This window comes from Streptosporangium sp. NPDC048886 (assembly GCF_055586905.1).
This window is the reverse complement of the sequence record NZ_JBVJHH010000009.1, coordinates 103,597-130,066: the sequence shown is the minus strand read 5'-3', so window position 1 is coordinate 130,066 and position 26,470 is coordinate 103,597. Positions and strand designations below refer to the sequence as shown.

Here is a 26,470-nt window from a genome sequence, read left to right as displayed (position 1 = left end):
CCGGCACGACAGTCCGGCCGCCGCCGACTCCGGCACGACAGTCCGCCCGCCGTACCCGCCGGGCCCGGCCATGCCCACCGCGTCACCAGGCCCGGGCCCGGGCTCCGGGCTCCAGGTGACGGCCGCCAGTACCGGACAGCGTGTCCACATATACCCTGAGGGCATGGAGAGAGCAGACGCCGCGCGCAACCGGGCGCGCATCCTGGAGGCGGCCGGACAGCTGTTCGCGGCCAAGGGCGCGCCGAACGTCACCATGGACGACATCGCCAGGGCGGCCGGAGTGGGGCGCGGCACGCTGTACCGCCGCTATCCCGACCGGGCCGCGATCGCGACCGCGATGCTCGACGAGCACGAGAAGGCCCTGCAGGAGAAGCTGATCGGCGGCCAGGCGCCACTGGGTCCGGGGGCGCCGCCCGCCGAACGGCTGGCCGCGTTCTACGCGGCGATGGTGGAGCTGCTGGAGGCCCACGCCCATCTGGTGCTGGGCACCGAGACCGGGCGTTCGCGCTTCGCCACCGGGGCCTACGGTTTCTGGCGGCTGCACGTGCGCTCGCTGCTGGCGTCCGCCGGGGCGCCCGACCCCGACACGCTGGTCGAGGTCGTGCTCGCCCCACTGGCCCCCGAGGTTTACACCTACCAGCGGACCGAGCGGGACCTCAGCCCCGGGCGGATCGCAGCGGCGCTGGGCGAGCTGGCCCACCGGCTGCTCGGAGCGCAGCCGCCAGCTCGTGAGGGTGCGTGAGCTGGGGATAGTGCCCGGCGCCCTCGACGAGGGTAGCCGGCACGTCCACGGCCAGCGGGTCGGCCGACCCGGTGACGATCGTCACCGGGACTCCGGAACCCTCCATGACCTGGTCGAGCACCCGGCGCAGCTCCGAGCGCCCGGAGTGGGCCGCGCGCATCGCCTCGACCACCCGGCGGGCCGCTCCCGGGCGGCGCAGGTCCGCGACCGCGTCCGCCGGGACGCCGAGGCGCTCCCCCAGCCGGGCCCTGGACATCCGGCGCAGCGCCGGAACGGCCGCCCTCGAACGTGGCAACCACCCCGAGGGCGGTTGGAGGAAGGCGGGGGCGACGAGGACGACGGCCGCCACCCGGCCGGGGTTGGCCCGCGCGTAGCGCAGGACGGGTCCGCAGCCGAAGGAGTGGCCGACCAGCACCGGCCGTGTCCTGACCGGAGCCATCAGAGCCGCCGTCCAGCCGTCGAGCGAGCGGGCGGGCGCGGAACGGCCCAGGCCGGGCAGGTCGGCGGCCAGGACCGGGACGGCCAGCCGGTCGCCGACCTCCTCCCACGAACCGGCGTCCAGCGGCAGCCCGTGCAGCATCACGTACTCGGGACTCTCCCGCTCGCCCGTCACCCAGGTCCGGCTCCCCGCCACGTCCTGGAACCCGTACGGCCCGCGCGGCGGGGCGGTCGCGCCGAACCGGCTGCCGACCAGCCCGTCGGCCCAGCTCCGGAGCACCTCCCCGGCCGGGGGCATGCGCAGCCCGGCCCGCTCCGCGAAGGCCAGGGCGGGGGCGGTGTCATAGCGGTCGCCGGACATGAACGACAGCGTCTCGGGGTCGACCCCGGTGAGCGCGCGGGGCAGCCGCCGCAGGAGCCCGACCGGGACCGTCCGCCGGGGCGCGGGGACGCCCAGATGGCCGGCGACCAGGGCGACCAGCTCCGGCAGGTCCGGCGTGTCGTCGTCGAGAACCCAGTAGGCCCTCCCCTCGGTCTCCTCGTGCTCGGGCACGGCGGCCATGAAGCGGGCGAAGTAGCCGCTCTCGACGACGGGCAGGAAGACCTCGGGGCCCCCGGGGAGCGCCGGGAGCCGCCCGCGCCAGAGGTCCTCGACGAGCGAGGCCAGGCCGATGAACTGGCCGGGGCCGATCACGGTGCTGGGGTTGACGATCGTCAGCGGGACGCCCAGCTCGCGCGCCCGGATCCGCACCGCCGCGTCGGCCTCCTTCTTGGACGCCTCGTAGGCTCCCTCGGCGCGGTAGTCCGCCACACCGCCGCTGACCCGGTAGCCGCTGATGTGGATCAGGCGGCGCAGGCCGGGCCGGGCGGCGGCCCAGTCCGTCACGTTGAGCGCCCCGGTCACGTTGGCCCGCCTCGCCTCCTCGACGCTCAGCCCGAAGGCGAAGCGGGCGGCGGCGTTGTAGACGTCGCGCACCGCCTCCAGCCCCCCGGTGTCCGCGAGGCCGAGGCCGGGCGCGGTGACGTCGGCGGTGACGACGTTCAGCCCGGCCGTGTCCACCCCCTGCGCGGCGAGCCAGGACGTGAGCCGCTCCCCCGGCCCGCGCACGGCGGCCGCCACCCGGCGGCCGCGGCTCAGCAGCTCCGCGACCAGGGAGCGGCCGACGAACCCCGCGGCTCCGAAGACGATGGAGTCGGTCGTCACACGATCACCTCGTAATAGATCGGTCTACATATTAAAAGGACACGCGGAGTCCAGGCGGAGCAGGCCCGCACGCCGCCGCGACGTCTTACAGCAGCGCCACGATCCGGCGGGCCACCCGGTCGAGCGGCTCCCGGCTGCGGTGGGCCCTGGCCAGCAGCAGCGCCCCCTCGATCAGCGCGAGAACGGTGACGGCCACGTCGTCCGCCTCGGGGTGCCCGTCGGCGGCCAGCCGGTCCCGGAGGGTGCCCTCCCAGGAGCCGTAGACCTCCGAGCAGACCCCCTGCAGCGGATCGCTGGTGGCCGCCATCTCCAGCGCGACCGTGGCCACCGGGCAGCCCTTGCGCCAGCCGGACGCCTCCAGCCGGTCACCGAGCAGCGCCAGCACGGCGACGACCAGGCCCGCGGTGTCGGGCACGGTCTCCGCCAGGTCCCGCACGGCCCCGCCGATCTCCCGACCGGCCCGCCGCACGGACTCTCCGACCAGCTGGTCCTTGCCGCCGGGGAAGTGGAAGTAGAGCGAGCCGCGCGGAGCCCCGCTGGCCGCGATCACCTGGTTCAGGCCGGCCCCGAAGTAGCCGCCGCTCTCGATGAGCTCCTGCGTCGCGTCCAGCAGCCTGCCGCGCGTCTCCTCGCCCTTCTGTCCCATGGCTGAGAAAATAGACCAGTCTGCTTATTATTGGCAACCCGTCGGGAGCGCCGCCTCCCTCCGCGGGCGACCGCGGCCCGGTGGGCGGCGCCGGTCAGCGCTCCGTCGGCCCCGGTTGCTATGGTCCGCGCATGATTCGAAAAGTGCCGTTCACCGGCGGCGAGAAGCAGAGCCTCCACATCAGCCTGGACCGGCACCGCGACGTGGTGGTGTGGAAGCTCGACGGCCTCGACGACGAGCAGTTGCGCCGCCCGATGACCCCGTCGGGGACAAGCCTGCTCGGGCTGGTGAAGCATCTGGCGAGCGTCGAATACGGCTGGTTCTGCGAGACCTTCGGCCGCGAGACCGAGCCGCTCCCCTTCGACGACGAGGACGAGACCGCCGACATGCGCGTGGAAGCGCATGAGACCACCGCCGGCATCGTGGAGTTCTACGGCCGGGCCCGCGCCGCGGCCGACCGGGCGATCGACGGACTCGACCTCGACGACGTGGGCACGGCGTGGTCCGGCGAAACGGTGTCGATGCGCTGGGTGCTCATTCACATGATCGAGGAGACCACCCGCCACGCCGGCCATATGGACATCCTGCGAGAGCTCCTCGACGGGACGACCGGCGACCACCCCCGGAACTGACGGTCCCCGCCCCGATCCGTGCGCGTCCGGCCCCGCCCGGAGCAGGGCGCGCACGGCGCCCGGCCCGCGCGGCCCCCGCGCCCGGGGGCGGGTGCTTCCGACCGCCCCTGACGCGCGTCGCGCGCGGTCCCCGCGCTCGGAGGGCGGGGCGCCCTCCACGCGTGATGGCGCGTCACCGTGGCCGGTCACAGCGGCGGCCGCGGCCGAGAGCGCCCCGGGCGGTACACCCAGGACGTGACCCCCCGCAGATGCGACAGCTTGTCCGGGTTGAGCACCGCGCGCAGCCCGGCGACCCGTCCGTCCGCGACGTCCACCACGAAGACCGTGACGAGTTCCCCGCCGCTCCGCACGAGAACCGCGTCCTGGCCGTTGAGCTCGGCGTGGGCGAGCTCGACCCCGCTCCCGGATCTGGCCGCGATCCCGATCACGTAGCGGATGACCCTGGCCCGGCCCACCACGGGCCGCCGCGCCGCGCCGACCTTGCCGCCGCCGTCGGACCAGGCCACCACGTCGGCGGCGAGCACCCGCTCCAGCTCCGCCAGGTCGCCGCCCTGCGCGGCCGCCAGGAACCGCGCCACGATCGCCCGCCGCCGCCCGTCCGGGGCGTCGAACCTCGGGCGCTCGCCGATCCGCCGCCGGGCCCGGAGGTGGAGCTGGCGGCAGTTGGCCTCCGACAGGTCGAGCACCTCGGCGAGCTCGCGGTAGCCGTACGAGAACGCCTCGCGCAGCACGAAGACGGCCCGCTCGGCCGGGGTCAGCCGCTCCAGCAGCACCAGGAACGCCATGGACACCGAGTCGCGCTGCTCGGCGGTCTCCAGCGGGCCGAGGGCGTCGGCCGTCACGGGCTCGGGCAGCCAGCAGCCGACATACCGCTCACGGGTGGCCCGGGCGGCGGTCAGCCGGTTGAGGCAGAGGTTGGTGACCACCTTGGCCAGCCACGCCCCCGGCGAGCCGATGCTCTCCCGCTCGGCGCCCCGCCAGCGCAGATACGCGTCCTGGACGACGTCCTCGGCCCCGGTCGCGGAGCCGAGCATCCGGTAGGCCAGGCCGAACATCCTCGGCCGCTGGGCCTCGAACTCCTCGATCACCCGCCCAGCCTCGCAGAGATTCCAGATTTTCCTCTCCGATAGAACGGAATATACTGTTCCAGTAGCTATATTGAGTGCATGGAGACAACCAGTACGGCGCCCATGAGCGGCCGCAAGGCCCAGGCGGCCCGTAACGACCAAGTGATCCTCGACGCCGCGCGCGCGGTCTTCGTCGCCGACCCCGGCGCCCCGATCGCCGCGGTGGCCGAGCGCGCCGGCGTGGGCATCAGCGCGCTCTACCGCCGCTACTCCGGCAAGGAGGACCTGCTCCGCAGGCTGTGCTCGGACGGCCTGAAAATCTACATCGCCGAGGCCGAGGCCGCCCTGGCCGACGAGGACGATCCATGGCGCGCCTTCACCGGGTTCATCCGCCGCATCGTGGACGCCGACGTCCACTCCCTGACGATCAACCTGGCCGGCACCTTCACCCCCGACGAGGACCTCCACCGCGCAGCCGCCCGCGCCTCCGAGCTGTCGGTGCAGGTCTTCGACCGCGCCGCCCAGGCCGGCGTCCTCCGCCCCGGACTGGACGTCGCCGACATGTCGATGATCTTCGAGCTGCTCGCCGCCGTCCAGCTCGGCGACGGGGAGCGCACCGCCCAGCTCCGGCACCGCTACCTCGCCCTGATCCTGGACGCCCTGCACCTGACCTCGGCCCCCTCCCCGCCGGGCCCGCCCCCCAGCACCGAGGAGGTCACCCGGCGCTGGAGGGTCTAGGCGCAGCGGGCCGGCGCCCTGCCGCGTCCAGGCCATTCGTTGATATTGGACTGGGACGTACGCCCCGCCCGTTCCCTATCGTGGCCTCATGCATCCCCGACTCGACGACGATCTCATCCGCCTGCCCGAGCTGCTCGACACAGTGCGGGCGCAGGCCGTACGGCTGCTCACCGGCCTCGACCGCCGGCCGGTCGCGCAGGCGCCCGCCGAGCACCGGCCCGCCCCCCTGCCCACGGACGGAGCAGGGCTGCGGGAGGCGATGGAGGAGTTCGCCCGGAGGTGGGAGCCCGGCTTCTCCGCCGGCGCCGGCCCCCGCTACCTGGGCTTCGTCACCGGCGGCGCGACCCCCGCCTCCCTGGCGGGCGACTGGCTGACCGGCACGCTCGACCAGAACCCCATGTCCGGCCTGGACTCCAGCGCCCCCGATCTGGAACGGGAGACCGTCGCCTGGCTGCGCGAGCTGTTCGGCCTGTCCGCCGAGCACGAGGGCGCCTTCGTCAGCGGCGCGACGATGTCCAACTTCGCGGGCCTGGCGACAGCCAGGGAATGGCTGGGCGAGCAGCGCGGCGTCTCGGCCGCCGAGCAGGGGGCCGCCGCGCTCGGCCCGGTCCACGTGCTCTCCGGGAGCCCCCACTCCAGCGTCGGCAAGGCGCTGTCCATGCTCGGACTGGGCCGTTCGGCGATCCGCACGGTCGATCTCCTGCCGGGCAGGGAGTCCGTCGACGTCGCCAGGCTCGCCGAGGCGCTGGAGTCCCTGGACGGGGCGCCGGCGATCGTGGTCGCCAACGCGGGCACCGTCAACACGGGAGACTTCGACGATCTGCGCGCGGTGGCCGCCCTGCGCGAGCGCCACCCCTTCTGGCTGCACGTGGACGCGGCCTTCGGGGCTTTCGCCGCGCTCTCCCCGGAGCACGCCCACCTCACCGACGGGCTCGACGCGGCCGACTCGGTCTGCGTGGACCTGCACAAGTGGCTGAACGTCCCCTACGACAGCGCCGTCCAGTTCACCCGCCGCCGGGATCTCCAGGTGCGGGTCTTCCAGAACTCCGCCGCCTATCTCGGGCCGATGGGCGACAGGCCCGACCCCGTGCATCTGACACCGGAGAACTCCCGGCGGCTGCGGGCGCTCCCGGCGTGGTTCACCCTCGCCGCGTACGGGCGTGACGGCCACGCGGAGATCGTACGGCGCGACATCGCCCTCGCCGCCCGGCTCGGCGAGCGGATCGCCGCCATGCCCGCCTACCGGCTGCTCGCGCCCGTCCGGCTCAACGTGGTCTGCTTCACCCTGGCCTCCGCCCCCGAGCGCGTCGGGGAGCTGGCCGCGGCCGTCACCGGATCCGGCGAGGCGTTCCTCACCCAGACCGTCCACGACGGGGTGCCCGCGCTGCGCGCCGCCTTCAGCAACTGGCGTACCACCGAGGCCGACGTCGAACAGGTCGCGCGGACGCTGGAACGGCTCGCCTTCTGACCCTCGGGGCCGTTCACGCCGAGGCGCGGAAGGCCCTGCGGTAGGCCGAGGGGGAGGTGCGCATCGCCCTGGTGAAGTGGTGGCGGAAGGTCACCGGACTGTCGAAGCCGACCGAGACCGCGATCTCCTCGACCGGCGCGGCCGTGGACTCCAGCAGCGTGAGGCTGGCCGCGACCCGCTGGGAGATCACCCAGCGCAGTGGGCTGGTCCCGGTCTGGCGGGCGAAGTGCCTGATGAAGGTGCGCTGCGACATGTGAGCGACCTCGGCCAGCCCGGCCACCGTGATCGGCTCGGCCAGGTGGTCCAGTGCCCAGGTCATCGCGGTGGCCACCGCGTCGTCGTCCTCCACCGGGGTGACCGCCGCCTGGACGAACTGGGCCTGCCCGCCCTCCCGGTGCGGCGGGATGACCAGCCTGCGCGCGACCGAGTTGGCCACGCCCGGCCCGTGGTCCTTTCGGACCAGGTGGACCAGCAGGTCCAGCCCTGCCGCGCTGCCCGCGCTGGTCAGCACGTCGTCGCCGTCCACGTAGAGCACGTCGGGGTTGACCTCGACCCGCGGGAAGCGGCGCTGCAGCAGCTCGGCGTACTTCCAGTGGGTGGTCGCCTCCCGGCCGTCCAGCAACCCGGCCGCGGCCAGCGCGAAGGCCCCCGAGCAGATCGACACCACCCGCGCGCCCCGGGCGTGCGCCGCCCTCAGCACCGCGATCAGCTCCGGTGACACCGGGCCGGACACGTCCGGCACCGCGGGCACGATCACCGTGTCCGCCTCGGCCACGGCGTCGAGCCCGTGCCCGGCCCGCATGGTGAACCCCCCGACGATCCGCAGGTCGGCCGGGGTCTCGGCGCAGACCCTGAGCTCGTACCAGGGCACGTCCAGTTCGGGCCGGGGGATGCCGAAGATCTCCACGACGCAGCCCAGCTCGAAGGGGGCCATGCCGTCGAAGGCGAGCACGGACACGGTGTGACGGGCCCGGCGGAGCGTCGGCGGCGAGAGCAGCATGGCGAGATCTTAGCGATAAGCGGCATTCACGCCACTGTTGGGACGGTGGCCGAGACCGGCACCATTTCTCTCGTCACCGCCGAGCACGACCGGAAGGCCACCGAGATGACCACCACCACAGCCCGCTCCGCCGTCACCGCGGTGCCCGCGGCCGGCAACGCCGCCGCACTGGCCCACTTCGCCGGCCGCCTGGCGTTCGAGACCGACGTGTCCGACGTGGCCGCCGACCTGGCCTCGGGGGCTCCGGGGATCATCGTGGTCGACTCGCGCAGTCTGGAGAGCTGGCGGCAGGGGCACGTCGAGGGCGCGGTGCACCTGCCCACCGCCGAGATCGCCGCCCGCGCCGCCGACGTGGTCCCGGCGGGCGCGACCGTGGTGACCTACTGCTGGGGACCCGGCTGCAACGGCGCCACCCGCGCCGCCCTGGAGTTCGCCAAGCTCGGCTACCCGGTCAAGGAGATGCTCGGCGGGTTCGAATACTGGGCGAGGGAGGGCTTCGCGGTCGAGACCGCGGCCGGCGTCTCCCGGCGCGGCATCGACCCGCTTACCGCCCCGGTCTCCGGCATCGCCTGCGCCTGCTGACCGCCCCGGCCCCGCACCACCGGCCGTCCGGCCGCACGCCGCCGCCGGCCTGCCCGCATCCGTGACAGGCCCGGCCCCGGCCCCGGCACCGGCCGCCCCGGTCAGCCGCCGTCCTTGCCGGCCCGAGCCTCCCGCCAGAGCGGGCTGTCGAGGAAGTGGTTGTCGAAGCGCTCCTGCGCGGCGAGCAGCTCCTCCAGAGTCGCCTCACCCCTGCCCAGGCGCGCCAGCAGGCGGAAGTAGTCGAACCGCTCGACCCCGGGGGTGATGACGACCAGCACGTCGGCCCCGCTGTCCGGCGCGGCGGCGAAGGCGTGCGGCATGTGCGGCGGGACGACGATCAGATCGCCTCCGCGCGCGGTGACCACCTGCTCGCCGGCGAGCACCTGGAGGGCGCCGTCGAGCACGTAGAACAGCTCCGACGAGGCCGTGTGATGGTGGGGCGCCGCCCCGTCGGCCCCGCGGCCGAGGGTCACCCGCTGGGTGCTGAGCGCACCGTTGGTCGCGCTGGAGTCGGCCAGGAGCCGCACGGTGCTGGGCGCCTCCCCGACGACCTCGGCGTCGGCGGCGCGCACGAGGACGGCGCCATGGTCCGCCGGACGGATGAACGACATCTCGGTCTCCTCACAACAAGGTAGTTATACGGCTGATAGTACGGCGTCTAACTATATGCTGTCGAATAGAATGTGAGGATGGACGAAGTCGACGTGATCGTGAGCCAGTGGCGGCACGAGCGTCCCGACCTGGACCTCTCCGCCATGGGCGTGTTCGGCAGGTTCAGCCGGCTGCACACCGCCGCCGGCCGGGCCGTCGACGAGGTGTTCGCCCGGCACGGCCTGCAACGCGGCGAGTTCGACGTGCTGGCCGCGCTGCGCAGGTCGGGCCCGCCCTACGTCCTCATCCCGTCGGTCCTGTCGGCGACGCTCATGCTGTCGAGGGCCGGCATGACCAACCGCCTGGACCGTTTGGAGGCGGCGGGCCTGGTCGAGCGGCGGCTCGACCCGGACGACCGGCGCAGCTTCCTGGTCGCCCTCACCGGCGAGGGCAGGCGGGTCGTCGACGCCGCGGTGAGCGAGCACACGGCCAACCAGGTGCGGCTGCTGTCTTCACTGACGCCCGCGGAGCGCCAGACCCTGGATCAACTGATCCGCAAGCTGCTGTCCGACGTCGAGGCGGAGGACCGGTGACCCCCGGCGCCTCCCCTCGCCGCGCCGGACTCCCCCGTCGTCGCGCCGGCGCCGCCCCGCAGCGCGAGGGCGGTGCGCGCGTCGGCCGGGAAGTAGGTCTCAACCGCGATCTCTTCGAGCGTGATGTCGTAGGCGGCGCCGAACGTCGTGACCGTGTTGAGGAGGCTCAGCTCGGTCCCTCGGTGCCGGATCCGGATGGGCAGGGCGATGTCGGCCGGGTCGAGGGGCTCGGGCGGGTCGGGGGCGCCGTAGGAGACGAGCTCCGCGTGGAGCCCGCCCAGCCAGGGGTCCCCGGTCCGCTGGGCCTGCCGGGCCAGCCTCGGCAGCAGGAATCCCCGCACCTGGTCCAGGTTGAGCAGACGGGGCGCGAACCCGTCCGGATGCAGGCCCAGGCGCATCATGTTGACCGGCGGTTCGAGCAGGGCGGGGGCGACGCCGTCGAAGAACACCTCGGCCGCCGAGTTGGCGAGCACCAGGTTCCAGCGGCGGTCCACCACCAGCGCCGGATTCGGCTCGTTGCCCCGCAGGATCTGCTGGAGCACCTCACGGGCCGCGCTCAGATCCGGGGCCTCCAGCGGGCGTTCCCGGAAGACGGGGGCGTATCCGGCGGCGACCAGGAGCCGGTTGCGCTCACGTAGCGGGACCTGCAGCTGTTCCGCCAGGTGGAGGACCATCTGACGGCTGGGGACCGTGCGACCGGTCTCCACGAAGCTGACGTGCCGGCTGGAGACCTCTGCCTGGATCGCCAGATCGAGCTGGCTGAGCCGCCGGTGCCGGCGCCACTCCCGCAGCAGCCCGCCGATGGATTGATCCTCCGCCATGAACCGGTTCTACCGCCGCCCCGGCGGCCACCGCCATTACATGCCATGTCATCGACAGCCCTACCCGGCGCTGCGACGGTTGCCGCCATGAGACAGACAACCGAGACCACGACCGGGACGGGAAGCGAGACCGAGCGCAACAGGAGGCTCGTGCTCGAAGGCTTCACGGAGTTCGCCAAGGGCGAGGTCGACGTCCTGCGCGCCCTGCTGCACGAGGACTTCATCGAGCACAGCCCGGGCAACCCCTCGGGCCGGGACGCCTTCGTCGAGTATGTCGCCGACTCCCCGGTGGCGAGTGCCAGGCTGGATCTCAAGCGCGTCATCGCCGACGGGCAGTATGTGGTCATGCACTATCTCATGACCGGGCCGGGCGAGGAGCGCGGCACCGCGGTCGTCGACATCTGGCGGCTGCGGGACGGCCTGATCGTCGAACACTGGGACGTCGTCCAGCCCGTGCCCGACCCCGCGGAGATCCCCCACGGAATGTTCTGAACACCCACGCGGGGTGGGACCTCGGCTGTCCGCCGACGTTCCGCCCCGACCAGGGCCCTGCACGCCCGAAAAGGGCGCCTGGATACTGGGGCGGCGCACTTATTCCAGAGGTGCGGTAATCCTCAGCTGATCACGCCGTCCAGAACCATCGGCGTTGGGCTAACGCTACTGAACCCTCATCAGGTCCCAGAAGGACCTGTGACGGCTGGCGCCCGCCAGCCAGGGCGCGAGAAACCAGGCCTCCCACTCGCCGTCAGAGGTCTTGACGCGGGGATTGAGGAGAAATTCGCCGTCGTCCCCGTACCCGACCAGAAGGGTGTCGGGCACATACTCCCCTCTCAGATGGATGCAGTCCTGCTCCGCTCCGTAGACGAAATAGAGCTCATCAGGCACGCTCCAAGGCTCCGCGCCTCGGGGTGACGACCAAGCCTCGACGGTTCCGGGCTCAAGGTCACGGAGCCAGCCGACTTTCGCGGCCGGCAGCAGGGGGTAGCCGGACTCTTCGGCGCCCCAACCGTTGGCGAACAGGAGAAACTGCCGATAGCTCGGCGGCAGGCTCGTGCCCAGCCGGTCTTCAAGGTGGCTGACTTCTGACTCACTGGCCGGAGGGTGGAGACCGTCGCCCAGATCCGACGGTGAGTGGTCGAGATTCTTGGCTGTCAGACCCTTCACCGAGAAGAGGCCGGGCCATCCGTACTGGGTGCTCATGGCGGGTGACCGTATCCGTCGCGGCTGACATTCCATCCGACGTGAGGAACACGGCACGAGCACGGCCTTCCCGCGAGGGCAACCGCAAGACTGCAGGGAACCGGGCCATCGGGCTGCGATTGAGCCAGCCCAATACGGTGCGGGCGTTCTCAGCGCCGGCCATGGCCTCCAGCAGTGGCCGCGACTGGGCGTTGACCTGCCGTCGGGGCCGGCCAGGTGCTGATCGAGGCGGACCTTCAGAATCCAGCGAGGACAGCGGCCGACGGCGTAGAGACGTCCGCCGGTGCCGCAGCCGGGACGGACACAGGAACCGGGCAGTCCAGCGCAGGGACCGCAGATCTCCTCGCCGTCGGCGGTGCGGGCGATCATGGGCTGGCAGCTTCCGCAGGCGGCGCACTGATCGGGGTGATCCAGCACCCGGACCTAGCAGGGGGGGCAGATCGCGCATTCGGCTGGCGGTGGCTGGCGGCAGTTGTAACAAAGATCGGGACTGTCAGCGGTGGCTCGCCGGGAGATGGAGCGCTGTTCACCGCACTTGCCGCAGGTCCGTCGCGGCTGGCGGAGCCGCCGGTAGCAGGACGGGCAAAGGACGCCGTCGGCGTCGTTGACCTTGGCCGGGCCCACCGCTCCGCAGGCGGTGCACGTGTGGGTGGGAGCTGTCCAGCAGTTCTGACACAGTGCCCGGCCGTCTGGCTGCCGTGTGGCGGGCCTGCGCGTCTGCCCGCAGCCCGCGCACTCCTCGATGACCTGGGGGTCGATTCGGTAGCACGCGGCGCAGATGCCGCCTTCTGGGCGGCGGGCCATGATGCGCGCGGTCCGGCCGCAGCGGCTGCACGTCCTCTTGTCACCTCTGGCGCCGCAGGCCGGGCAGAGTCGCCCACTCGGCCCTAATCGGGGCAGGTCGATCCCGGTGCGGCCGCATTCGGAGCAGCCGGGCGCGACGGCTTCGGAGTAGCCGGCCTCGCGCAGGGCGCGCGCGAGCCGCATCACCACGGCCGGGCAGCGAGGATCGGCGGAGGTCAGGGCGTCGGGATGAGCGGCCAGATGCTCATCCAGGGTGCACAGCGCTCTGCCCCAGTCAGCGCGGATCTCTGTCAGTGCCTGTCGGACCGCGGCTTGGTCGAGCCCGGGCAGGCAGGCGGTCAGCGTGGCGGTGATGCGTTCCCGCCGTTCCTGGCGCTCCTCGGCCCGTTGCTCGTGTAAGCGGTTCATGAGGCGGGGCGGCGGATCTGGGTCCGCCGGTGCCGGGGCAGCGCCGCCGGCCGGCTGCCGTCGGCCGTCTTACGGACCCGGGCGTTGACCGCCCCGACCTGGATCAGCTCGTTCGGGGCACGGCCCAGGATGTCGCAGAACGCGGCCGGGGTATCCGTCGCCAGCCGCTGCGGTGGCTGAGTGACCAGCCGGAACACTTGCTCACGGGACAGGTGGACGCCGCGCTCGGCCAGCGGCGCGACCAGGTCGGTGGTCTGGAACATGTCCCGGGTGGCCACCAGCTCGCGCAGGTTCCAGACGATGTCCATCTTCTTGATCACTGGTTCTCCCAGAGGTCGGGGTGGCGGCCCTGGAGCGCGCGTTTCGCCAGCCGGTTGCGATACTCGTCCGAGATGCCTGTGTAGATCGCCGCGGTGCTCGCGTACTCGTGGCCGACCTGCAGCGACACGAACCGTTCGGGGTGGTCGAACTCCACCGGATGCGTCACGTAGCTGTATCGCCGCACCATCGACAGCCGCGGACTGATCGTGCCTTCTCGTGCAGGAACCGGATCCGCTGCTGACGAGCCCACCCGGCCGACACCCCCTCCAGAACGATCTGTTCCGGATCGAGCGGGATGACACCTTCGACCAGTTCCGGATGCGCAGCACCAGGCAGATCAGCAGCTTGAGCCACAGCCACCTCCGTTGCATCAACTGCAACATTGTTGAGGCCGGCCCAGCTGTGGCGCAAGCAGACTGGCGAGATCGTTCTGTCAGTCGTCGACTGTGGGCGGCAGGACGACGTCCGCGATCTCCTTAACGATCTCTTCAAGCGTGTACTGGGACACGCTGACCTTCGACGACCTGGCCAGGAGGAGCCCTGTGGCGGATCCGCTCCAGCGAAGACGGTTCCGACCGGAGCACCGGCAGCGGAGGAGGCTCGACTCCGTTTCGAAAACTCCTCGGTGAACGCATGGCACGACAGCCCCGGGGGTTGATTGCGAGTGCCGCATGCCGTCGGACACATTGCTGCGCCGAGGCGTACCCAAGCCGTCCAAGGTGCGGGCCGCGGACGGCCCTATGTCACTTCCGGCGTCCGCGCGTCGGCGCCTGGGAAAGCGCGCTAGCCACTGCGGTCTTCGCCGCCTTGCCCGCTTTCGAGCCGGACAGCGTCTTGCCGGCGGCAGAGGCGGCCTTACTGCTGGTCTGGCGCAGGTTTCGCTTCGCCATGTGACCCTCGCCTCCTTCCGAGTCGCTTGCATGCGCCCCGGAAGCCGATGTCATGCAGGTTCTGACAGGCGCAGGAACATCAGCTCCCTGATCGCACCGAGCGCCCGGCCTCTCACAAGGCCAGGCGCTCGCCGTATCAGCCGTCATACCGACGACCAAGACGGAGCCCAGTGGTCTCCTCCGGGCCACGGCCCGGAGGAGACCACCTCTACTCAGGTATCTGCAGCTCGTTCGAGCGCTTACCCAGTCGTTGCATCCGCCGCGACTTCGCCCGTTCTCAGCTGCAGCCGCTGGTGGAGCCGCAGCCCTCGCAGACGTAGCAGCTGCCGGCCGGGCGCATCTTGGTGCCGCAGGTCATGCAGAGCGGTGCGTCGGCGGTGCGACCCTGGTGGGACTCCAGGGAGCCGGCCCGCTCCGGCGCGGCCACGGCCACGACCTCCGCACGGGGCTGGGGCTTCTCCTCGATCGGCGCCGAGGTGGCCAGTTCGGCGATGACCTCGTCGGTGTGGATCGGCGCCGGGTCCTCCCCGCGCTGCTGGGCGGCCCGCTCGGAGGCGGAGAAGATGCCGAGGGCGGCCCGCTCGTCGTAGGGCAGGTGGTCCAGGGCCAGGCGGCGGAAGATGTAGTCCATCACCGAGGCGGCCATGCGGATGTCCGGGTCGTCGGTCATGCCGGCCGGGTCGAAGCGCATGTTGACGAACTTGCTGACGTAGGTCTCCAGCGGCACGCCGTACTGCAGGCCGATGGAGATGGCCACCGAGAAGGCGTCCATGACGCCCGCGAGGGTGGAGCCCTGCTTGGACATCTTCAGGAAGACCTCGCCGAGACCGTCGTCGGGGTAGGACGAGGCGGTCATGTAGCCCTTGGCGCCGCCCACGGTGAAGCGGGTGGTGGTGCTGGGGCGCTGGTTCGGCATCCGGCGACGGGTCGGCCGGCTGATCTCCACGACCTGGATCTCCGGCTCGGCCGGCGCGGCCTTCTCCTCGCTCTTCTTGCCCGCGACCGAGAGCGGCTGGCCGACCTTGCAGTTGTCGCGGTAGACGGCCAGGGCCTTCAGGCCGAGCTTCCAGCCCTCCATGTAGACCTGCTCGATGTCCTCGATCGTCGCCGACTCGGGCAGGTTGACCGTCTTGGAGATGGCGCCGGACAGGAACGGCTGGGCGGCGGCCATCATGCGCACGTGGCCCATCGGGGCGATCGCCCGCTCGCCCATGGCGCAGTCGAACACCTCGTAGTGCTCGGGCTTGAGGCCCGGGGCGTCGACGACGTGGCTGTTGGCGGCGATGTATTCGACGATCGCCTCGACCTGCTCCTCCAGGTAGCCCAGCTGCCGCAGCGCGCGCGGGATCGTCTGGTTGACGATCTGCATGGAGCCGCCGCCGACGAGCTTCTTGAACTTGACCAGGGCGAGGTCGGGCTCGATGCCGGTGGTGTCGCAGTCCATCATCAGGCCGATGGTGCCGGTGGGCGCCAGCAGCGAGGCCTGGGCGTTGCGGTAGCCGTTCTTCTCGCCCAGCTTGAGGCACTCCGTCCACTGGCGGGAGGCCTCGACGTGGATGGCCTTGTCCATGGCCTCCAGCGTGCGCAGGTCGTCGTTGGCGGCGGCGTGCTTGCGCATGACGCGCTTGTGGGCGTCGGCGTTGCGCGCGTAGCCGTCATAGGGGCCGACGACCGCGGCCAGCTCGGCGCTGCGGCGGTAGGAGGCGCCGGTCATCAGCGAGGTGATGGCACCGGCGATGGCCCGGCCGCCGGCCGAGTCGTAGGCGTGGCCGGTGGCCATGAGCAGCGCGCCGAGGTTGGCGTAGCCGATGCCGAGCTGGCGGTAGGCGCGGGTGGTCTGGTCGATCTTCTCGGTCGGGAAGTCGGCGAAGGTGATGGAGACGTCCATCGCGGTGATGATCAGCTCGGTGATCTTCACGAAGTTCTCGATGTCGAAGGAGTTGTCGTCCTTCAGGAACTTCATCAGGTTGATGCTGGCCAGGTTGCACGAGGAGTTGTCCAGGTGCAGGTATTCCGAGCACGGGTTGCTGGCGGTGATGCGGCCCGTCTCCGGGCTGGTGTGCCAGTCGTTGATCGTGTCGTCGTACTGGACGCCGGGGTCGGCGCACTCCCACGCGGCCGTCGCCATCTTGCGGAACAGCCGCCGGGCGTCGACCTTCTCGATGATCTCGCCGGTGAGGCGGGCGCGCAGGCCGAACTCCTCGCCCTGCTCCACCGCGCGCATGAACTCGTCGGAGACGCGCACGGAGTTGTTGGCGTTCTGGTATTGGACGGAGACGATGTCCTTGCCGCCCAGGTCCATGTCGAACCCGGCGTCGCGCAGCGCGCGGACCTTGTCCTCCTCACGCGCCTTGGTCTCGATGAACTCCTCGATGTCGGGGTGGTCGACGTCCAGGACGACCATCTTGGCCGCGCGGCGGGTGGCGCCGCCGGACTTGATGGTGCCCGCGGAGGCGTCCGCGCCGCGCATGAAGGAGACCGGGCCGCTGGCGGTGCCGCCGCTGGAGAGCAGCTCCTTCGACGAGCGGATCCGGGAGAGGTTGACCCCGGAGCCGGAGCCGCCCTTGAAGATCACACCCTCTTCCTTGTACCAGTCGAGGATGGACTCCATCTGGTCATCGACCGCGAGGATGAAGCAGGCGCTGACCTGCTGCGGCGAGGCGGTGCCCACGTTGAACCAGACCGGCGAGTTGAAGCTGAAGACCTGGTTGACCAGGGCGTGCTTGAGCTCGTGGTCGAAGATCTCGGCGTCCTCGTCGGAGGCGAAGTATCCCTCCTCGACCGCGGTCCGGGTGTAGACGCCCACCACCCGGTCGACGAGCTGCTTCAGGCTCCACTCGCGCTGCGGGGTGCCGACCGCGCCGCGGAAGTATTTGGTGGTCACGATGTTGGCGGCGTTGACCGACCAGGACCCGGGGAACTCGACGCCCCGCTGCTCGAAGTTGACCGAGCCGTCCCGCCAGTTGGTCATCACGACGTCACGGCGCTCCCAGCGCACCTCGTCATAGGGATGCACTCCCGGCGTGGTGAAGACGCGCTTCATCTTCAGCCCCTTGCGCAACCGCTTGCCCCCGCGCGCCGCCGCGCCACCGACCGTCTCCGTCATGACTTCCCCCTTCCGGGGCTCCGTGGAGCCCACGAGTCGGACCAATCAACGCGCCGCTCTGTCCCCCGGCGCCCGGGGTGTGAATCAGTCCTGCTTGGCGGAGCGTTCCGCCCGTAACTGCTTGATCTCGGTTTCGAAATCGGCCAGGGTCTCGAAGCTCCGGTAGACCGAGGCGAACCGCAGGTAGGCCACCTCGTCCAGGTCGCGGAGGGGCCCCAGGATCGCCAGCCCCACCTCGTGGGCCGCGATCTCCGCCGCCCCCGTCGCCCGGATGCTCTCCTCCACCCGCTGGCCCAGCTGGGCCAGCGAGTCTTCGCTGACCGGGCGTCCCTGACACGCCCGCCGGACACCGGCGATCACCTTGTCCCTGAAGAACGGCTCGGTCACCCCGCTGCGCTTGCTGACCATGAGCAGCACCGTCTCCTGCGTGGTGAACCTGCGCCCGCACTCCGGGCACGTGCGCCTGCGGCGGATGGCCCCGCCGTCCTCGGTGGACCGGCTGTCGATGACCCGGGTGTCAGGATGACGACAGAACGGACAGTGCACGCGTGTCGCCTCCTTGAGCCGGCGAGTGGCCCACCTTCTCGCGTGTTTCCCGGCGCCTGTCGAGACGCTCGCGCACGCCCCCCGAATAGTCGAGGTGCGGTAATGGAAACACAATCTATGGTGAAGCACGCCGATTAAGCCACTAGATGTTGTGGTCAACGGTAGGAGTGTCGGACCATGAACGCAAGTTGAAACGGCCCTGTCGGACGAAGTCGCTGATCAGCGCATCACATCCGCACGGGCCGGGCGTGTCACCCCCTCCGCCGCCCCCTGGCGACCCCCCGGCTACCCCCTCGGCGGCCTTGATCACCTTCGCCCGGCACCCGATCGCCTCCACGCCGGCCCCGGCCGGCCCTCGGCCGCCCCGGCCGCCCCCCGCACGCACGTCCACGGCGCGCCGAGCCCGGCACCCGGCGGGACGTCGAACGCCCCCGCACGCGGAACACCCTCCCCGTACGCGCGTCCGCGGCGCCGCCCCGGGCCCGTCATCTCACACGCGGGCCGGCCTGTCGGCCACGCCCCTCAGGGAGCGGAGCCGTCAGGCAGATAGAGCCGGACCCCGGGCCGGATCACCGAGTCGGACAGGCCGTTGAGGTCCATGATCTGGCGGACCGTCGGGGCGGGATCCCCGTCCCGCGTCACCGCGTCCGCGATCTCCCACAGCGTGTCGCCCCCGTGCACCACGACCCACGGCAGCCCCTCGTGACCTCTCCGCTCGAAGGCCGAGGCGGCGTCGATGCGCGCGCCGACCCAGAGCGCCCCCAAGGTGACCAGCGTGAGCGCCGCCACCACCACGATCCTCCCCCGCCGGGTGAGCCGGAGGGGCGGATCAGGATATCGGATGTTTCCCGCAGGCCCGGGACGCCGGACGGACGCGCGCCCGGGCCCCCTCGTCGCCGTGGTCGTCTTCATGATGGCCCCCCACCCCTTCGACCTGGCCGAACACATGTCGAAGAAAGATCGGCGAATCGAACACGATGTCGATCGAACTCCCGTACGATGTTGTACACCACGCCACCGCTGATTTCGAGAACGACTCGAACAATTGTTTGAATACGATCTTCAACGGGGGTACGGTCGCTGTGTGCGACGTAAGAGATACAGATCGGGAGGCGAGGAGACCGCATGAACGGGCACGACGAGAACGGTTCGGCCGTCAGCGACCTGGCGGTGCGCAGGCGTGACTCCCTCGGCCTCACCCCCAGGCAGCGGAAGATCCTTGAGGTGATCCGCGACTCGGTGCAGCAGCGCGGTTACCCGCCCTCCATGCGGGAGATCGGCGAGGCGGTGCAGCTCACGAGCACCTCCAGCGTGTCGCACCAGTTGACGGCGTTGCAGCGCAAGGGCTACCTGCGCCGCGATCCGCACCGCCCCCGCGCGCTGGAGGTGCGCCTGCCCGGCGAGCCGGTGCTGTGGGTGGACCCCGACTCCGGCACCGACGAGGCCCCGGTCAGCCGTCCGACCGCGGCCTACGTGCCGCTCGTCGGCCGGATCGCCGCCGGTGGCCCCATCCTCGCCGAGGAGAGCATCGAGGACGTCTTCGCCCTCCCCAAGCAGCTTGTCGGCGAGGGCACGCTCTTCCTGCTCCAGGTGACCGGCGACTCGATGATCGACGCGGCCATCGCCAACGGCGACTGGGTGGTCGTCCGCCAGCAGCCCGTCGCCGACAACGGTGACGTGGTCGCCGCGATGATCGACGGCGAGGCCACGGTCAAGACCTTCAAGCGCAAGGACGGCCATGTCTGGCTCGTCCCGCACAACCCCAACTACGACCCGATCCCCGGCGACGAGGCCACCGTCCTGGGCAAGGTCGTGGCGGTTCTGCGCAAGCTCTGAGACGGCACACCACGAGGAGCGGGGTCCCCGGACCGGGATCCCGCTCCTCGTGGTGTGCTCGGGGCCGCCCTCGAGGCCGTACGGCGAGACCTCCGTCCCAGCCGTCCCAGCCGTTCCGGACTCTCCGGCCGTTCCGGGCTCCCCGAGCGGGACGGGCTCTCGGGCCGGTGTGGGCTCCCCGACCGGCACGGGCTCTCCGGGCCGAACCCGACGGGTGCGGCGCCCGTTGTCAGCGTCCTGAACAGACTGTCAGCGCCCTGAACAGATCGGCAGGCGCACTTCTCCTTTGTGGGGGTATCGGGCACGTTTGTGGGGGGTGCCGGGCATGCGCTGATTCTGTTTTCGGCTCGGAATAAGCCACAGGCGATGAAATTTCGGCAATTGCTACCTGTAGCGACCTTTCCGTGGATCACGAGACGTTCTACGCTCACTCCCCACAGAGCGCGGCCGGTCCGTGCCGTCCTCGCGGGGGAGGGGTGCGGGCGATCCCCAGCCGCCCGCCTCGACAGCCGAGGAGCGCCCTCATGCCTCGCCGCCTCCCCGAACCGGCAGCCGACCGCGGCCCCCTGCTCCACTCGGGCCCGTTCCACCAGGCCCTGCGCGCCTGCATCCGGGAGAGCGGCCTGCCACTCGACCGCATCCGGTCCCGCCTGGCCCAGCGCGGGCTGACGGTCGCGCTGTCCACCCTGAGCGACTGGCAGCGGGGCCACCGGCGCCCCGGTGGCGAGCAGTCCACGCTGGTCGTCACGGCCCTGGAGGAGATCCTCCGCCTGCCCGGCGGCTCGCTCACCCGCCTCCTCGACCGCGGGCCGGGGCTGGACGAGCGTTCCGGGGCGCTCGGCGAGCTGCTGGACGCGCTGCCGGGCTCACGCGACCAGGACGCCGTCGTCATCATCCAGCAGCAGAAGGTGCTGATCGACGCGGCGCGGAGGTGCGCGTCGGTGTGGACCCGCACCCTGGTCCGGGCCCGGCGCGACGGCATGGACCGGTATGTGGTCAGGTCGTTCGTCGACCCCGGCACCGACCTCGAAGGGTGTGAGATCCACGCTCTGGAGAACTGCAGGGTCGGCACCGTCCTGCGACACCAGCGTCGGGCGGTGATGGTCGCCGAGCTGCTCTTCGACCATGTGCTCCGGGCCGGTGACACCTGGGTCTTCGAGTGGGAGAGCGTCGACAGGCCGACGCGGCCGTGTGTCGACCACGGCCACGGTTTCCGGCAGCCGGTCGCGCATTTCCTGCTCCAGGTGCGGTTCGATCCCCTGGCCCTGCCGGCCGAATGCCATTCCTACGTCCGATCCGGCCCGGGCCAGACGCCTTTCCGGACCGGTGTCCTGGTGCCCACCGCCCATCACACCGTCCACATGGCCGCCGCCGACGTGGCCGCCGGGGTGCTGGGCATCGCCTGGCGCTGGCCGTAAACCTCTCCCCGAGCGGTTGGGCCCCCCGAAATTTCGCACCATTGACGGCGCGGGGGCACGTGATTACGTTCGGTTCAAATTGACAGTAAAGTTTCCTGTTAATTAACCCCCCAGTTCCAGGTCGTAGAGGCGGTCGCCCATGAGAAATCGACTTGTCCTGAAACTCTTAGGCGTGGTGGGGGCGGTCCTCCTCCCGCTGGGAGGGGCCGTCGCGACGGCGCCCGGCGCGTCGGCCGCCGTGACCGTGCCGATCCGGGCCAACGCCGGCGGATCCGCGCTCACCGACGCGGCGGGAGACCAGTGGGTCGCCGACAAGGCCTACTCCAGCGGCGACTGGGGCTACCAGACCAGCTACGGGGGCGGCTCGACCACCGGCGCGATCGCCGGGACGACCGACGACTCCCTCTACCAGAACTACAACACCTTCAACGGCTGGGGCGGCTACCGCTTCGACGTCCCGAACGGCACCTACCAGGTGACGCTGAAGATGGTCGAGGACTGGGCCAACGCGGCCGGCCAGCGCAAGTTCGACGTCCGCGTCGAGGGTGCCAACGCCCTGACCGGCTTCGACATCTTCGCCTCCTGCGGGGCGCTCACCGCCTGCGACCGGACCTTCCCCGCGACGGTCACCGACGGCGCGCTCAACATCCAGTTCAACATGAACGGCGGAGCCAACTACGCGACGGTCTCCGCCATCGCGGTGACCGGCGGGGGCGGTGGAGGCGAGGACACGACACCGCCCAGCACCCCGGGCAACCTCCGCTCCACCGCCACCACCTCCACCAGCGCCTCCCTCGCCTGGAACGCCTCCACCGACAACGTCGCCGTCACCGGCTACGAGATCTACCGAGGCGCCACCCTCCTCACCACCGTCAACACCACCACCTACACCGACACCGGCCTGACCCCCGCCACCACCTACAGCTACACCGTCCGCGCCCGCGACGCCGCCGGAAACCGCTCCACCCCCAGCAACCAACTCAACGTCACCACCCAGAACGGCGGAGGCGAGGACACGACACCGCCCAGCACCCCGGGCAACCTCCGCTCCACCGCCACCACCTCCACCAGCGCCTCCCTCGCCTGGAACGCCTCCACCGACAACGTCGCCGTCACCGGCTACGAGATCTACCGAGGCGCCACCCTCCTCACCACCGTCAACACCACCACCTACACCGACACCGGCCTGACCCCCGCCACCACCTACAGCTACACCGTCCGCGCCCGCGACGCCGCCGGAAACCGCTCCACCCCCAGCAACCAACTCAACGTCACCACCCAGAACGGCGGAGGCGGCGGCGGCGGCGGCAACAAGCTGCTGGGCTACTTCACCCAGTGGGGCATCTACCAGCGGGCCTACCACGTCAAGAACATCGTCACCAGCGGCTCGGCCGCCAAGCTCACCCACATCAACTACGCCTTCGGCAACGTCCAGAACGGCCAGTGCACCCTGGGCGACACCTACGCCGACTACGACCGCTTCTACCAGGCGGGCGAGAGCGTGGACGGGGTGGCCGACACCTGGGACACCGGCGCGCTGCGCGGCAACTTCAACCAGCTGCGCAAGCTGAAGAAGCAGTTCCCCAACATCAAGGTGCTGTTCTCCTTCGGCGGCTGGACCTGGTCGGGCGGTTTCGGCCAGGCGGCGGCCAACCCCGCCGCGTTCGCCGAGTCCTGCTACCGCCTGGTCGAGGACCCGCGCTGGGCGGATGTGTTCGACGGCATCGACATCGACTGGGAGTACCCGAACGCCTGCGGCCTCACCTGTGACACCAGCGGTTTCGCCTCCTTCAGGAACCTGATGTCGGCGCTGCGCTCACGGTTCGGCCCCAGCTATCTGGTGACCGCCGCCATCACCGCCGACGGCACCTCGGGAGGCAAGATCGACGCGGCCGACTACGGCGGCGCCGCCCAGTACGTCGACTGGTACAACGTCATGACCTACGACTTCTTCGGCGCCTGGGCCACCACCGGGCCCACCGCCCCGCACTCCCCGCTCACCACCTACGGCGGCATTCCGATCCCCGGCTTCGACTCCGACTCCGCCATCCAGAAACTCAAGAGCAAGGGGGTGCCGGCCGGCAAGCTGCTGCTGGGCATCGGCTTCTACGGCCGGGGCTGGACCGGTGTGAGCCAGGCCGCCCCCGGCGGCTCGGCGACCGGCCCCGCGCCCGGGACCTACGAGCAGGGCATCGAGGACTACAAGGTCCTCAAGACCCGCTGCCCGTCCACCGGGACCGTCGCGGGAACGGCCTACGCCTACTGCGGCAACCAGTGGTGGAGCTACGACACCCCGGCGACCATCGGGGGCAAGATGAGCTACTCGAAGAACCAGGGCCTGGGCGGGGCCTTCTTCTGGGAACTCACCGGAGACACCTCCAACGGCGAGCTGATCAGCGCGATGAAGAGCGGCCTGGGCTAGGGCCTGTTCTGAGTTCGGATCTTTAGGTCTCGGATCCCGCGCCGTCGCAGGTAGAGGCGGTTGGCGCGGGAGGAGGGAGGAGTATGCCTTGTCCGCCGCCACCGCGCCGGGCCGGGTGCGGGGCCGGCCGAGCCGGACACCGACGTGGAGCCGCGTTTGACCTGCGGTGTCGTTCTTTGCGTTCAAGCTTGGACGGATGACACATCGGGTCCTGTCCCGAGGGCTTGGAGGTTGTGCGTCATGCGCTCCAGGACGCTGACGGCCGTGCCGTACTCCTCCATGGAGATGCCGGACATCGACAGCTGGCGGAACGCGTCGATACGGTCGGCGACCGTGGCCAGTCGCTGACGGCCGTCAGGGGTGAGGGTGAGCCGGTCCGGTGCGGGGCGAGTCGCCCAGCCATCGGCGAGGACGGTGTCGATGGCGGCGGTCAGGGTGGGGAGGTCGGCGTTGGCCGCCAGGACGGCCAGCACGTCGGTGTCGGGGATCTGAGGGGTGTCGTGGATGACGTTGAGGACCTGCCAGGCGATCCGAGTGAGGCCGAACTCGTGCAGCATGCCGTTCATGTGCTGGGTGATGGCCTGGTCGGTGCGGTTGAGCCAGTAGCCGATGGGCTTCATGATGGGTGTTCCTCAGTGGTGGGGTTGGGCTCTGCGGGGCATGAGCCGGACCAGGCCACAGCAGGCCAGGACGAGGGCGGCGACGAGGACCAGGCTGAGGGCGGTGCCGCCGGAGGTGTGGAAGTAGACGGTGGTGATGGCCGCGGCGCCGAGGCTGTTGGCCAGTTGCTGGACGGCCGACAGTGAGCCGCTGGCGCTGCCGGACTCGACCCGGTCGATGTCACCCAGGGTGACCTGGTAGATGGTGCCGAAGCAGGCGCCCAGGCCCAGGCCGGTGACGAATACCGGTCCGATGAGCGCCCATGTGGCCAGCTCGGCTCCCTGGGTGCACACCAGGGCGAGCAGGGCCAGAGTGCCGGTCAGGGTGAGGAGCAGGCCGAGGAGGATCAGGGTACGGCCCAACCGGGCCAGGAGGTTGTGCGCGGCGATCGAGGCGACGATGATGCCTGCTGCGAGCGGCGCCAGCCCGAGGGAAGCCTGCGTCGGCGTGCGGCGCAGGACGTCCTGCAGGAACAGGGACAGAACGAACAGCAGACCGGAGACAGCGGCGTAGAAGACCAGGCCGAGGATCAGGCCGGAGACGAAGCCGCGGTTGGTCAACAGGGAGGGCTCGATCAGCGGACTGGCCGCGACACGCTGACGCAGGCAGAACAGGGCGAAGAAGACGGCACCCGCGGCCAGGCAGAGGATCGGGGTAAGCGTCCAGCCGTGGCTGGAGCCGTCGATCAGGCCGTACAGCAGGCCAAGCATGGTGGCGGCGAGCAGGCCGGAGCCGAGGCCGTCGAGAGCGACCGCCCGATCACCGGTGTCGCGGGGCAGGAGCCGTACGGCCAGGGCGGTCGCCAGGCCGCCGAGCACGATGTTGATCAGGAACATGGAGCGCCAGCCGAGGCCGAACAGGTCGGCGTCGATGAGGACTCCGGCGAGGATGGGGCCGCCAATGGCGGACAGGCCCAGGGCGGGGGCGAAGACGCCGAACGCCTTGCCGATCTCCTCGCGAGGGAACACCGCGCCCAGGATGCCGAAGCCCTGGGGGATCACCAGGGCGCCGAAGGCTCCCTGGAGCAGCCGGAAGACGATGACGGAGGCGGGATCGAAGGCCAGGCCGCAGGCAACGGAGGCCAGGGTGAAGCCGGTGATGCCGACCAGGAACAGGCGGCGGCGCCCGTACCTGTCGCCGAGCCGTCCGCCGATCACGAGCAGGACGCCCATCGCCAGGGCGTAGCTGGCGCCGAGCCACTGGACGAGGGCGTCTCCGCCGCGCAGGTCGGCGGCGATGGTCGGGGCAGCGATGTTGGTGATGGTGGCGTCGAGGAGGTCGAGGATCGCGGCGAACAGGACGACGGCCAGGATGGCCCAGCGTCGGCGCTCGGCGGTTTGCGGTGGCGCGAGTGCCAGGGGCGGGTTCATGGGGATGCCTTTGAAGGGGGGAGGGAGGGCCTGCCCTGAGCGGAAGGCCCTGCCGGGGTCAGCGTGGGGTGAAGGCGGCGGCGTTTTCGCGGGCCCACTGCTGAAAGGTGCGGGCGGGCCTGCCGAGAAGGGTCTGGGTGGTGTCGGCGATGACGGCGGGCTCGGCGGACGCGGCGGCCCAGAGCGCGAGCAGGGAGCCGACCATCGGGGCCGGCATGTACTGGCCCATCTGCTGCTCGGCCTCGGCATGGGTGATCTTCACGACCGGGATGTCACGGTCGAGGACGTCGGCGAGGACGGCCAGCTGCTCGCGGAAAGTGAGTACCTGCGCGCCCGTGAGGGTGACCGCGCGGCCGGTGAGGGAGTCGCCGGTCAGTGCCTCGACGGCGATGTCGGCGACGTCGGCGGGGTGGATGGGCGCGATCTGCGCGTCCGGATAGGCGAGCTGGATCGGCATGTTCTGGCCGATGAAGTAGGCCCAGCCGAGGGAGTTGCTGGCGAAGGCGTCCGCCCGCAGGAACGTGCAGGTGAGGTCGGAGTCGGCGAGGGCGCGCTCGACCTTGAGGCTGTGGCTCGCGAGCGGGTCGTTCTCGGCGTCGGGGCCCAGGACCGAGGAGGAGGACAGCAGGACGACGTGTTCGACGCCCGCGACCTCAGCGGCCTTGATGAAGGCGTCGATGCCGCCGGGCTCGGGGTAAAGGAAAACTTGGCGGATGCCGTCGAGCGCGGCCTCGAAGGTGTCGGGGCCGTCAAGGGCGAGCTCGGCGACCTGGACGCCGGTGGGGACGGCCAGGTCGGCGGGGTTGGCACTGGCGGCGCGGACGGGCAGACCGGCGGAGTGGAGGCGGTTGATGATCGCCTGGCCGACCTTGCCGCGGGAGCCGGTGATGAGGGTGGTCATGAGTTTCTCCTGTTCGTTTGTGAGCTTCTACATATGCATGTTGCCATGCATATAATTTCATGTCAA

At 71.0% G+C, this 26,470-nt stretch carries 28 protein-coding genes; 10 read left to right on the top strand and 18 right to left on the bottom strand.

Features of this window, described 5'->3' with window-relative positions; genetic code table 11:
• Nucleotides 1-163: 163 nt before the first annotated feature.
• Nucleotides 164-742, top strand: coding sequence for a TetR/AcrR family transcriptional regulator (locus ACZ6R6_RS13250; protein ID WP_306866785.1), 579 nt, complete (start codon nucleotides 164-166; stop codon nucleotides 740-742).
• On the opposite strand, the gene ACZ6R6_RS13245 is transcribed toward ACZ6R6_RS13250, so the two are convergent.
• Nucleotides 657-2,384 carry an alpha/beta fold hydrolase gene (locus ACZ6R6_RS13245; protein WP_470092996.1) on the bottom strand — a complete coding sequence of 576 codons (1,728 nt, stop codon included), beginning with the start codon at nucleotides 2,382-2,384 and terminating at the stop codon, nucleotides 657-659. The genes ACZ6R6_RS13250 and ACZ6R6_RS13245 overlap by 86 nt on opposite strands.
• A gap of 85 nt (nucleotides 2,385-2,469) precedes the next feature.
• Entirely contained in the window at nucleotides 2,470-3,030 is a 561-nt protein-coding gene (locus ACZ6R6_RS13240; protein WP_451931319.1) for a TetR/AcrR family transcriptional regulator, read from the bottom strand.
• A 131-nt stretch (nucleotides 3,031-3,161) separates the two neighbouring features.
• Between ACZ6R6_RS13240 and ACZ6R6_RS13235 the strand changes: the two genes are divergently transcribed.
• The gene (locus ACZ6R6_RS13235; protein ID WP_470092994.1) at nucleotides 3,162-3,662 is read left to right on the top strand and encodes a DinB family protein; all 501 of its coding nucleotides are present in this window, start codon (nucleotides 3,162-3,164) and stop codon (nucleotides 3,660-3,662) included.
• Between the two features lie 185 nt (nucleotides 3,663-3,847).
• On the opposite strand, the gene ACZ6R6_RS13230 is transcribed toward ACZ6R6_RS13235, so the two are convergent.
• Nucleotides 3,848-4,750, bottom strand: a complete 903-nt coding sequence (locus tag ACZ6R6_RS13230; protein WP_470092992.1) for an RNA polymerase sigma-70 factor — start codon at nucleotides 4,748-4,750, stop codon at nucleotides 3,848-3,850.
• A gap of 78 nt (nucleotides 4,751-4,828) precedes the next feature.
• Here ACZ6R6_RS13230 and ACZ6R6_RS13225 point away from each other — a divergent pair, with 78 nt between their 5' ends.
• Both ACZ6R6_RS13225 and ACZ6R6_RS13220 read left to right on the top strand, forming a co-directional pair.
• Complete coding sequence (locus ACZ6R6_RS13225) at nucleotides 4,829-5,467, top strand: TetR/AcrR family transcriptional regulator (protein WP_470092990.1); 639 nt, start codon at nucleotides 4,829-4,831, stop codon at nucleotides 5,465-5,467.
• A gap of 88 nt (nucleotides 5,468-5,555) precedes the next feature.
• Nucleotides 5,556-6,935 (top strand): pyridoxal phosphate-dependent decarboxylase family protein, encoded by a 1,380-nt coding sequence (locus ACZ6R6_RS13220; protein WP_470092988.1) that lies wholly within the window; start codon nucleotides 5,556-5,558, stop codon nucleotides 6,933-6,935.
• A gap of 13 nt (nucleotides 6,936-6,948) precedes the next feature.
• Here ACZ6R6_RS13220 and ACZ6R6_RS13215 read toward each other — a convergent pair whose 3' ends face one another.
• Nucleotides 6,949-7,935: a helix-turn-helix domain-containing protein gene (locus ACZ6R6_RS13215; RefSeq protein ID WP_470092986.1), complete on the bottom strand. Its 987-nt coding sequence runs from the start codon at nucleotides 7,933-7,935 to the stop codon at nucleotides 6,949-6,951.
• A gap of 45 nt (nucleotides 7,936-7,980) precedes the next feature.
• On the opposite strand from ACZ6R6_RS13215, the gene ACZ6R6_RS13210 reads away from it, so the two are divergent.
• Complete coding sequence (locus ACZ6R6_RS13210; protein ID WP_470092984.1) at nucleotides 7,981-8,517, top strand: rhodanese-like domain-containing protein; 537 nt, start codon at nucleotides 7,981-7,983, stop codon at nucleotides 8,515-8,517.
• A 101-nt stretch (nucleotides 8,518-8,618) separates the two neighbouring features.
• Here the strand turns inward: ACZ6R6_RS13210 and ACZ6R6_RS13205 are convergent, their stop codons facing one another.
• Nucleotides 8,619-9,128, bottom strand: coding sequence for a cupin domain-containing protein (locus ACZ6R6_RS13205; protein WP_470092982.1), 510 nt, complete (start codon nucleotides 9,126-9,128; stop codon nucleotides 8,619-8,621).
• 78 nt (nucleotides 9,129-9,206) lie between these two features.
• Between ACZ6R6_RS13205 and ACZ6R6_RS13200 the strand changes: the two genes are divergently transcribed.
• Nucleotides 9,207-9,701: a MarR family winged helix-turn-helix transcriptional regulator gene (locus ACZ6R6_RS13200; protein ID WP_470092980.1), complete on the top strand. Its 495-nt coding sequence runs from the start codon at nucleotides 9,207-9,209 to the stop codon at nucleotides 9,699-9,701.
• Here ACZ6R6_RS13200 and ACZ6R6_RS13195 read toward each other — a convergent pair.
• On the bottom strand, nucleotides 9,653-10,522 hold the full coding sequence (locus tag ACZ6R6_RS13195; RefSeq protein WP_470092978.1) for a helix-turn-helix domain-containing protein: 870 nt from the start codon (nucleotides 10,520-10,522) through the stop codon (nucleotides 9,653-9,655). The genes ACZ6R6_RS13200 and ACZ6R6_RS13195 overlap by 49 nt on opposite strands.
• Nucleotides 10,523-10,609: 87 nt before the next feature.
• On the opposite strand from ACZ6R6_RS13195, the gene ACZ6R6_RS13190 reads away from it, so the two are divergent.
• Nucleotides 10,610-11,014 (top strand): nuclear transport factor 2 family protein, encoded by a 405-nt coding sequence (locus tag ACZ6R6_RS13190; protein WP_470092976.1) that lies wholly within the window; start codon nucleotides 10,610-10,612, stop codon nucleotides 11,012-11,014.
• Nucleotides 11,015-11,179: 165 nt separating this feature from the next.
• Here ACZ6R6_RS13190 and ACZ6R6_RS13185 read toward each other — a convergent pair whose 3' ends face one another.
• The 9 genes from ACZ6R6_RS13185 to ACZ6R6_RS13145 all read right to left on the bottom strand — a co-directional run bounded on the left by ACZ6R6_RS13185 (nucleotide 11,180) and on the right by ACZ6R6_RS13145 (nucleotide 18,863).
• Nucleotides 11,180-11,722 carry an SMI1/KNR4 family protein gene (locus ACZ6R6_RS13185; protein ID WP_470092974.1) on the bottom strand — a complete coding sequence of 181 codons (543 nt, stop codon included), beginning with the start codon at nucleotides 11,720-11,722 and terminating at the stop codon, nucleotides 11,180-11,182.
• Between the two features lie 423 nt (nucleotides 11,723-12,145).
• On the bottom strand, nucleotides 12,146-12,934 hold the full coding sequence (locus ACZ6R6_RS13180; protein WP_470092972.1) for a hypothetical protein: 789 nt from the start codon (nucleotides 12,932-12,934) through the stop codon (nucleotides 12,146-12,148).
• Nucleotides 12,931-13,254, bottom strand: a complete 324-nt coding sequence (locus tag ACZ6R6_RS13175) for a helix-turn-helix domain-containing protein (RefSeq protein ID WP_470092970.1) — start codon at nucleotides 13,252-13,254, stop codon at nucleotides 12,931-12,933. Before ACZ6R6_RS13175 ends, ACZ6R6_RS13180 begins: the two co-directional genes overlap by 4 nt.
• Nucleotides 13,251-13,442, bottom strand: coding sequence for a hypothetical protein (locus ACZ6R6_RS13170; protein ID WP_470092968.1), 192 nt, complete (start codon nucleotides 13,440-13,442; stop codon nucleotides 13,251-13,253). Before ACZ6R6_RS13170 ends, ACZ6R6_RS13175 begins: the two co-directional genes overlap by 4 nt.
• A gap of 556 nt (nucleotides 13,443-13,998) precedes the next feature.
• Nucleotides 13,999-14,145, bottom strand: coding sequence for a hypothetical protein (locus ACZ6R6_RS13165; RefSeq protein ID WP_470092966.1), 147 nt, complete (start codon nucleotides 14,143-14,145; stop codon nucleotides 13,999-14,001).
• A 277-nt stretch (nucleotides 14,146-14,422) separates the two neighbouring features.
• Nucleotides 14,423-17,251 (bottom strand): vitamin B12-dependent ribonucleotide reductase, encoded by a 2,829-nt coding sequence (locus ACZ6R6_RS13160; RefSeq protein ID WP_470092965.1) that lies wholly within the window; start codon nucleotides 17,249-17,251, stop codon nucleotides 14,423-14,425.
• Between the two features lie 84 nt (nucleotides 17,252-17,335).
• Entirely contained in the window at nucleotides 17,336-17,797 is a 462-nt protein-coding gene (gene nrdR / locus ACZ6R6_RS13155) for a transcriptional regulator NrdR (RefSeq protein WP_306866752.1), read from the bottom strand.
• A gap of 522 nt (nucleotides 17,798-18,319) precedes the next feature.
• Entirely contained in the window at nucleotides 18,320-18,586 is a 267-nt protein-coding gene (locus tag ACZ6R6_RS13150; RefSeq protein ID WP_470092962.1) for a LysM peptidoglycan-binding domain-containing protein, read from the bottom strand.
• A 40-nt stretch (nucleotides 18,587-18,626) separates the two neighbouring features.
• Nucleotides 18,627-18,863, bottom strand: a complete 237-nt coding sequence (locus ACZ6R6_RS13145) for a hypothetical protein (protein ID WP_470092960.1) — start codon at nucleotides 18,861-18,863, stop codon at nucleotides 18,627-18,629.
• Between the two features lie 59 nt (nucleotides 18,864-18,922).
• Here ACZ6R6_RS13145 and lexA point away from each other — a divergent pair, with 59 nt between their 5' ends.
• From lexA to ACZ6R6_RS13130, 3 genes are all read left to right on the top strand, one after another.
• Nucleotides 18,923-19,633 (top strand): transcriptional repressor LexA, encoded by a 711-nt coding sequence (lexA, locus tag ACZ6R6_RS13140; protein ID WP_470092958.1) that lies wholly within the window; start codon nucleotides 18,923-18,925, stop codon nucleotides 19,631-19,633.
• Between the two features lie 524 nt (nucleotides 19,634-20,157).
• Complete coding sequence (locus tag ACZ6R6_RS13135) at nucleotides 20,158-21,051, top strand: hypothetical protein (RefSeq protein ID WP_470092956.1); 894 nt, start codon at nucleotides 20,158-20,160, stop codon at nucleotides 21,049-21,051.
• 139 nt (nucleotides 21,052-21,190) lie between these two features.
• On the top strand, nucleotides 21,191-23,473 hold the full coding sequence (locus ACZ6R6_RS13130) for a glycosyl hydrolase family 18 protein (RefSeq protein ID WP_470092954.1): 2,283 nt from the start codon (nucleotides 21,191-21,193) through the stop codon (nucleotides 23,471-23,473).
• A gap of 182 nt (nucleotides 23,474-23,655) precedes the next feature.
• Here the strand turns inward: ACZ6R6_RS13130 and ACZ6R6_RS13125 are convergent, their stop codons facing one another.
• From ACZ6R6_RS13125 to ACZ6R6_RS13115, 3 genes are read right to left on the bottom strand one after another with little or no spacing between them, the layout of a single operon-like run.
• Nucleotides 23,656-24,093, bottom strand: coding sequence for a MarR family winged helix-turn-helix transcriptional regulator (locus ACZ6R6_RS13125; protein WP_470092952.1), 438 nt, complete (start codon nucleotides 24,091-24,093; stop codon nucleotides 23,656-23,658).
• Between the two features lie 12 nt (nucleotides 24,094-24,105).
• Complete coding sequence (locus ACZ6R6_RS13120) at nucleotides 24,106-25,503, bottom strand: MFS transporter (protein ID WP_470092950.1); 1,398 nt, start codon at nucleotides 25,501-25,503, stop codon at nucleotides 24,106-24,108.
• 58 nt (nucleotides 25,504-25,561) lie between these two features.
• Nucleotides 25,562-26,404, bottom strand: coding sequence for an NAD(P)H-binding protein (locus ACZ6R6_RS13115; protein ID WP_470092948.1), 843 nt, complete (start codon nucleotides 26,402-26,404; stop codon nucleotides 25,562-25,564).
• Nucleotides 26,405-26,470: the final 66 nt, after the last annotated feature.

Bases quoted from the DNA above. Each gene is read 5' to 3' on its own strand.
- ACZ6R6_RS13250 (WP_306866785.1), top strand. From the start codon at position 164: ATGGAGAGAGCAGACGCCGCGCGCAACCGGGCGCGCATCCTGGAGGCG.
- ACZ6R6_RS13240 (WP_451931319.1), bottom strand. From the start codon at position 3,030: ATGGGACAGAAGGGCGAGGAGACGCGCGGCAGGCTGCTGGACGCGACG.
- ACZ6R6_RS13235 (WP_470092994.1), top strand. From the start codon at position 3,162: ATGATTCGAAAAGTGCCGTTCACCGGCGGCGAGAAGCAGAGCCTCCAC.
- ACZ6R6_RS13225 (WP_470092990.1), top strand. From the start codon at position 4,829: ATGGAGACAACCAGTACGGCGCCCATGAGCGGCCGCAAGGCCCAGGCG.
- ACZ6R6_RS13220 (WP_470092988.1), top strand. From the start codon at position 5,556: ATGCATCCCCGACTCGACGACGATCTCATCCGCCTGCCCGAGCTGCTC.
- ACZ6R6_RS13215 (WP_470092986.1), bottom strand. From the start codon at position 7,935: ATGCTGCTCTCGCCGCCGACGCTCCGCCGGGCCCGTCACACCGTGTCC.
- ACZ6R6_RS13205 (WP_470092982.1), bottom strand. From the start codon at position 9,128: ATGTCGTTCATCCGTCCGGCGGACCATGGCGCCGTCCTCGTGCGCGCC.
- ACZ6R6_RS13200 (WP_470092980.1), top strand. From the start codon at position 9,207: ATGGACGAAGTCGACGTGATCGTGAGCCAGTGGCGGCACGAGCGTCCC.
- ACZ6R6_RS13195 (WP_470092978.1), bottom strand. From the start codon at position 10,522: ATGGCGGAGGATCAATCCATCGGCGGGCTGCTGCGGGAGTGGCGCCGG.
- ACZ6R6_RS13190 (WP_470092976.1), top strand. From the start codon at position 10,610: ATGAGACAGACAACCGAGACCACGACCGGGACGGGAAGCGAGACCGAG.
- ACZ6R6_RS13185 (WP_470092974.1), bottom strand. From the start codon at position 11,722: ATGAGCACCCAGTACGGATGGCCCGGCCTCTTCTCGGTGAAGGGTCTG.
- ACZ6R6_RS13180 (WP_470092972.1), bottom strand. From the start codon at position 12,934: ATGAACCGCTTACACGAGCAACGGGCCGAGGAGCGCCAGGAACGGCGG.
- ACZ6R6_RS13170 (WP_470092968.1), bottom strand. From the start codon at position 13,442: ATGGTGCGGCGATACAGCTACGTGACGCATCCGGTGGAGTTCGACCAC.
- ACZ6R6_RS13165 (WP_470092966.1), bottom strand. From the start codon at position 14,145: ATGGCGAAGCGAAACCTGCGCCAGACCAGCAGTAAGGCCGCCTCTGCC.
- ACZ6R6_RS13160 (WP_470092965.1), bottom strand. From the start codon at position 17,251: ATGACGGAGACGGTCGGTGGCGCGGCGGCGCGCGGGGGCAAGCGGTTG.
- lexA (WP_470092958.1), top strand. From the start codon at position 18,923: ATGAACGGGCACGACGAGAACGGTTCGGCCGTCAGCGACCTGGCGGTG.
- ACZ6R6_RS13135 (WP_470092956.1), top strand. From the start codon at position 20,158: ATGCCTCGCCGCCTCCCCGAACCGGCAGCCGACCGCGGCCCCCTGCTC.
- ACZ6R6_RS13130 (WP_470092954.1), top strand. From the start codon at position 21,191: ATGAGAAATCGACTTGTCCTGAAACTCTTAGGCGTGGTGGGGGCGGTC.
- ACZ6R6_RS13125 (WP_470092952.1), bottom strand. From the start codon at position 24,093: ATGAAGCCCATCGGCTACTGGCTCAACCGCACCGACCAGGCCATCACC.
- ACZ6R6_RS13120 (WP_470092950.1), bottom strand. From the start codon at position 25,503: ATGAACCCGCCCCTGGCACTCGCGCCACCGCAAACCGCCGAGCGCCGA.
- ACZ6R6_RS13115 (WP_470092948.1), bottom strand. From the start codon at position 26,404: ATGACCACCCTCATCACCGGCTCCCGCGGCAAGGTCGGCCAGGCGATC.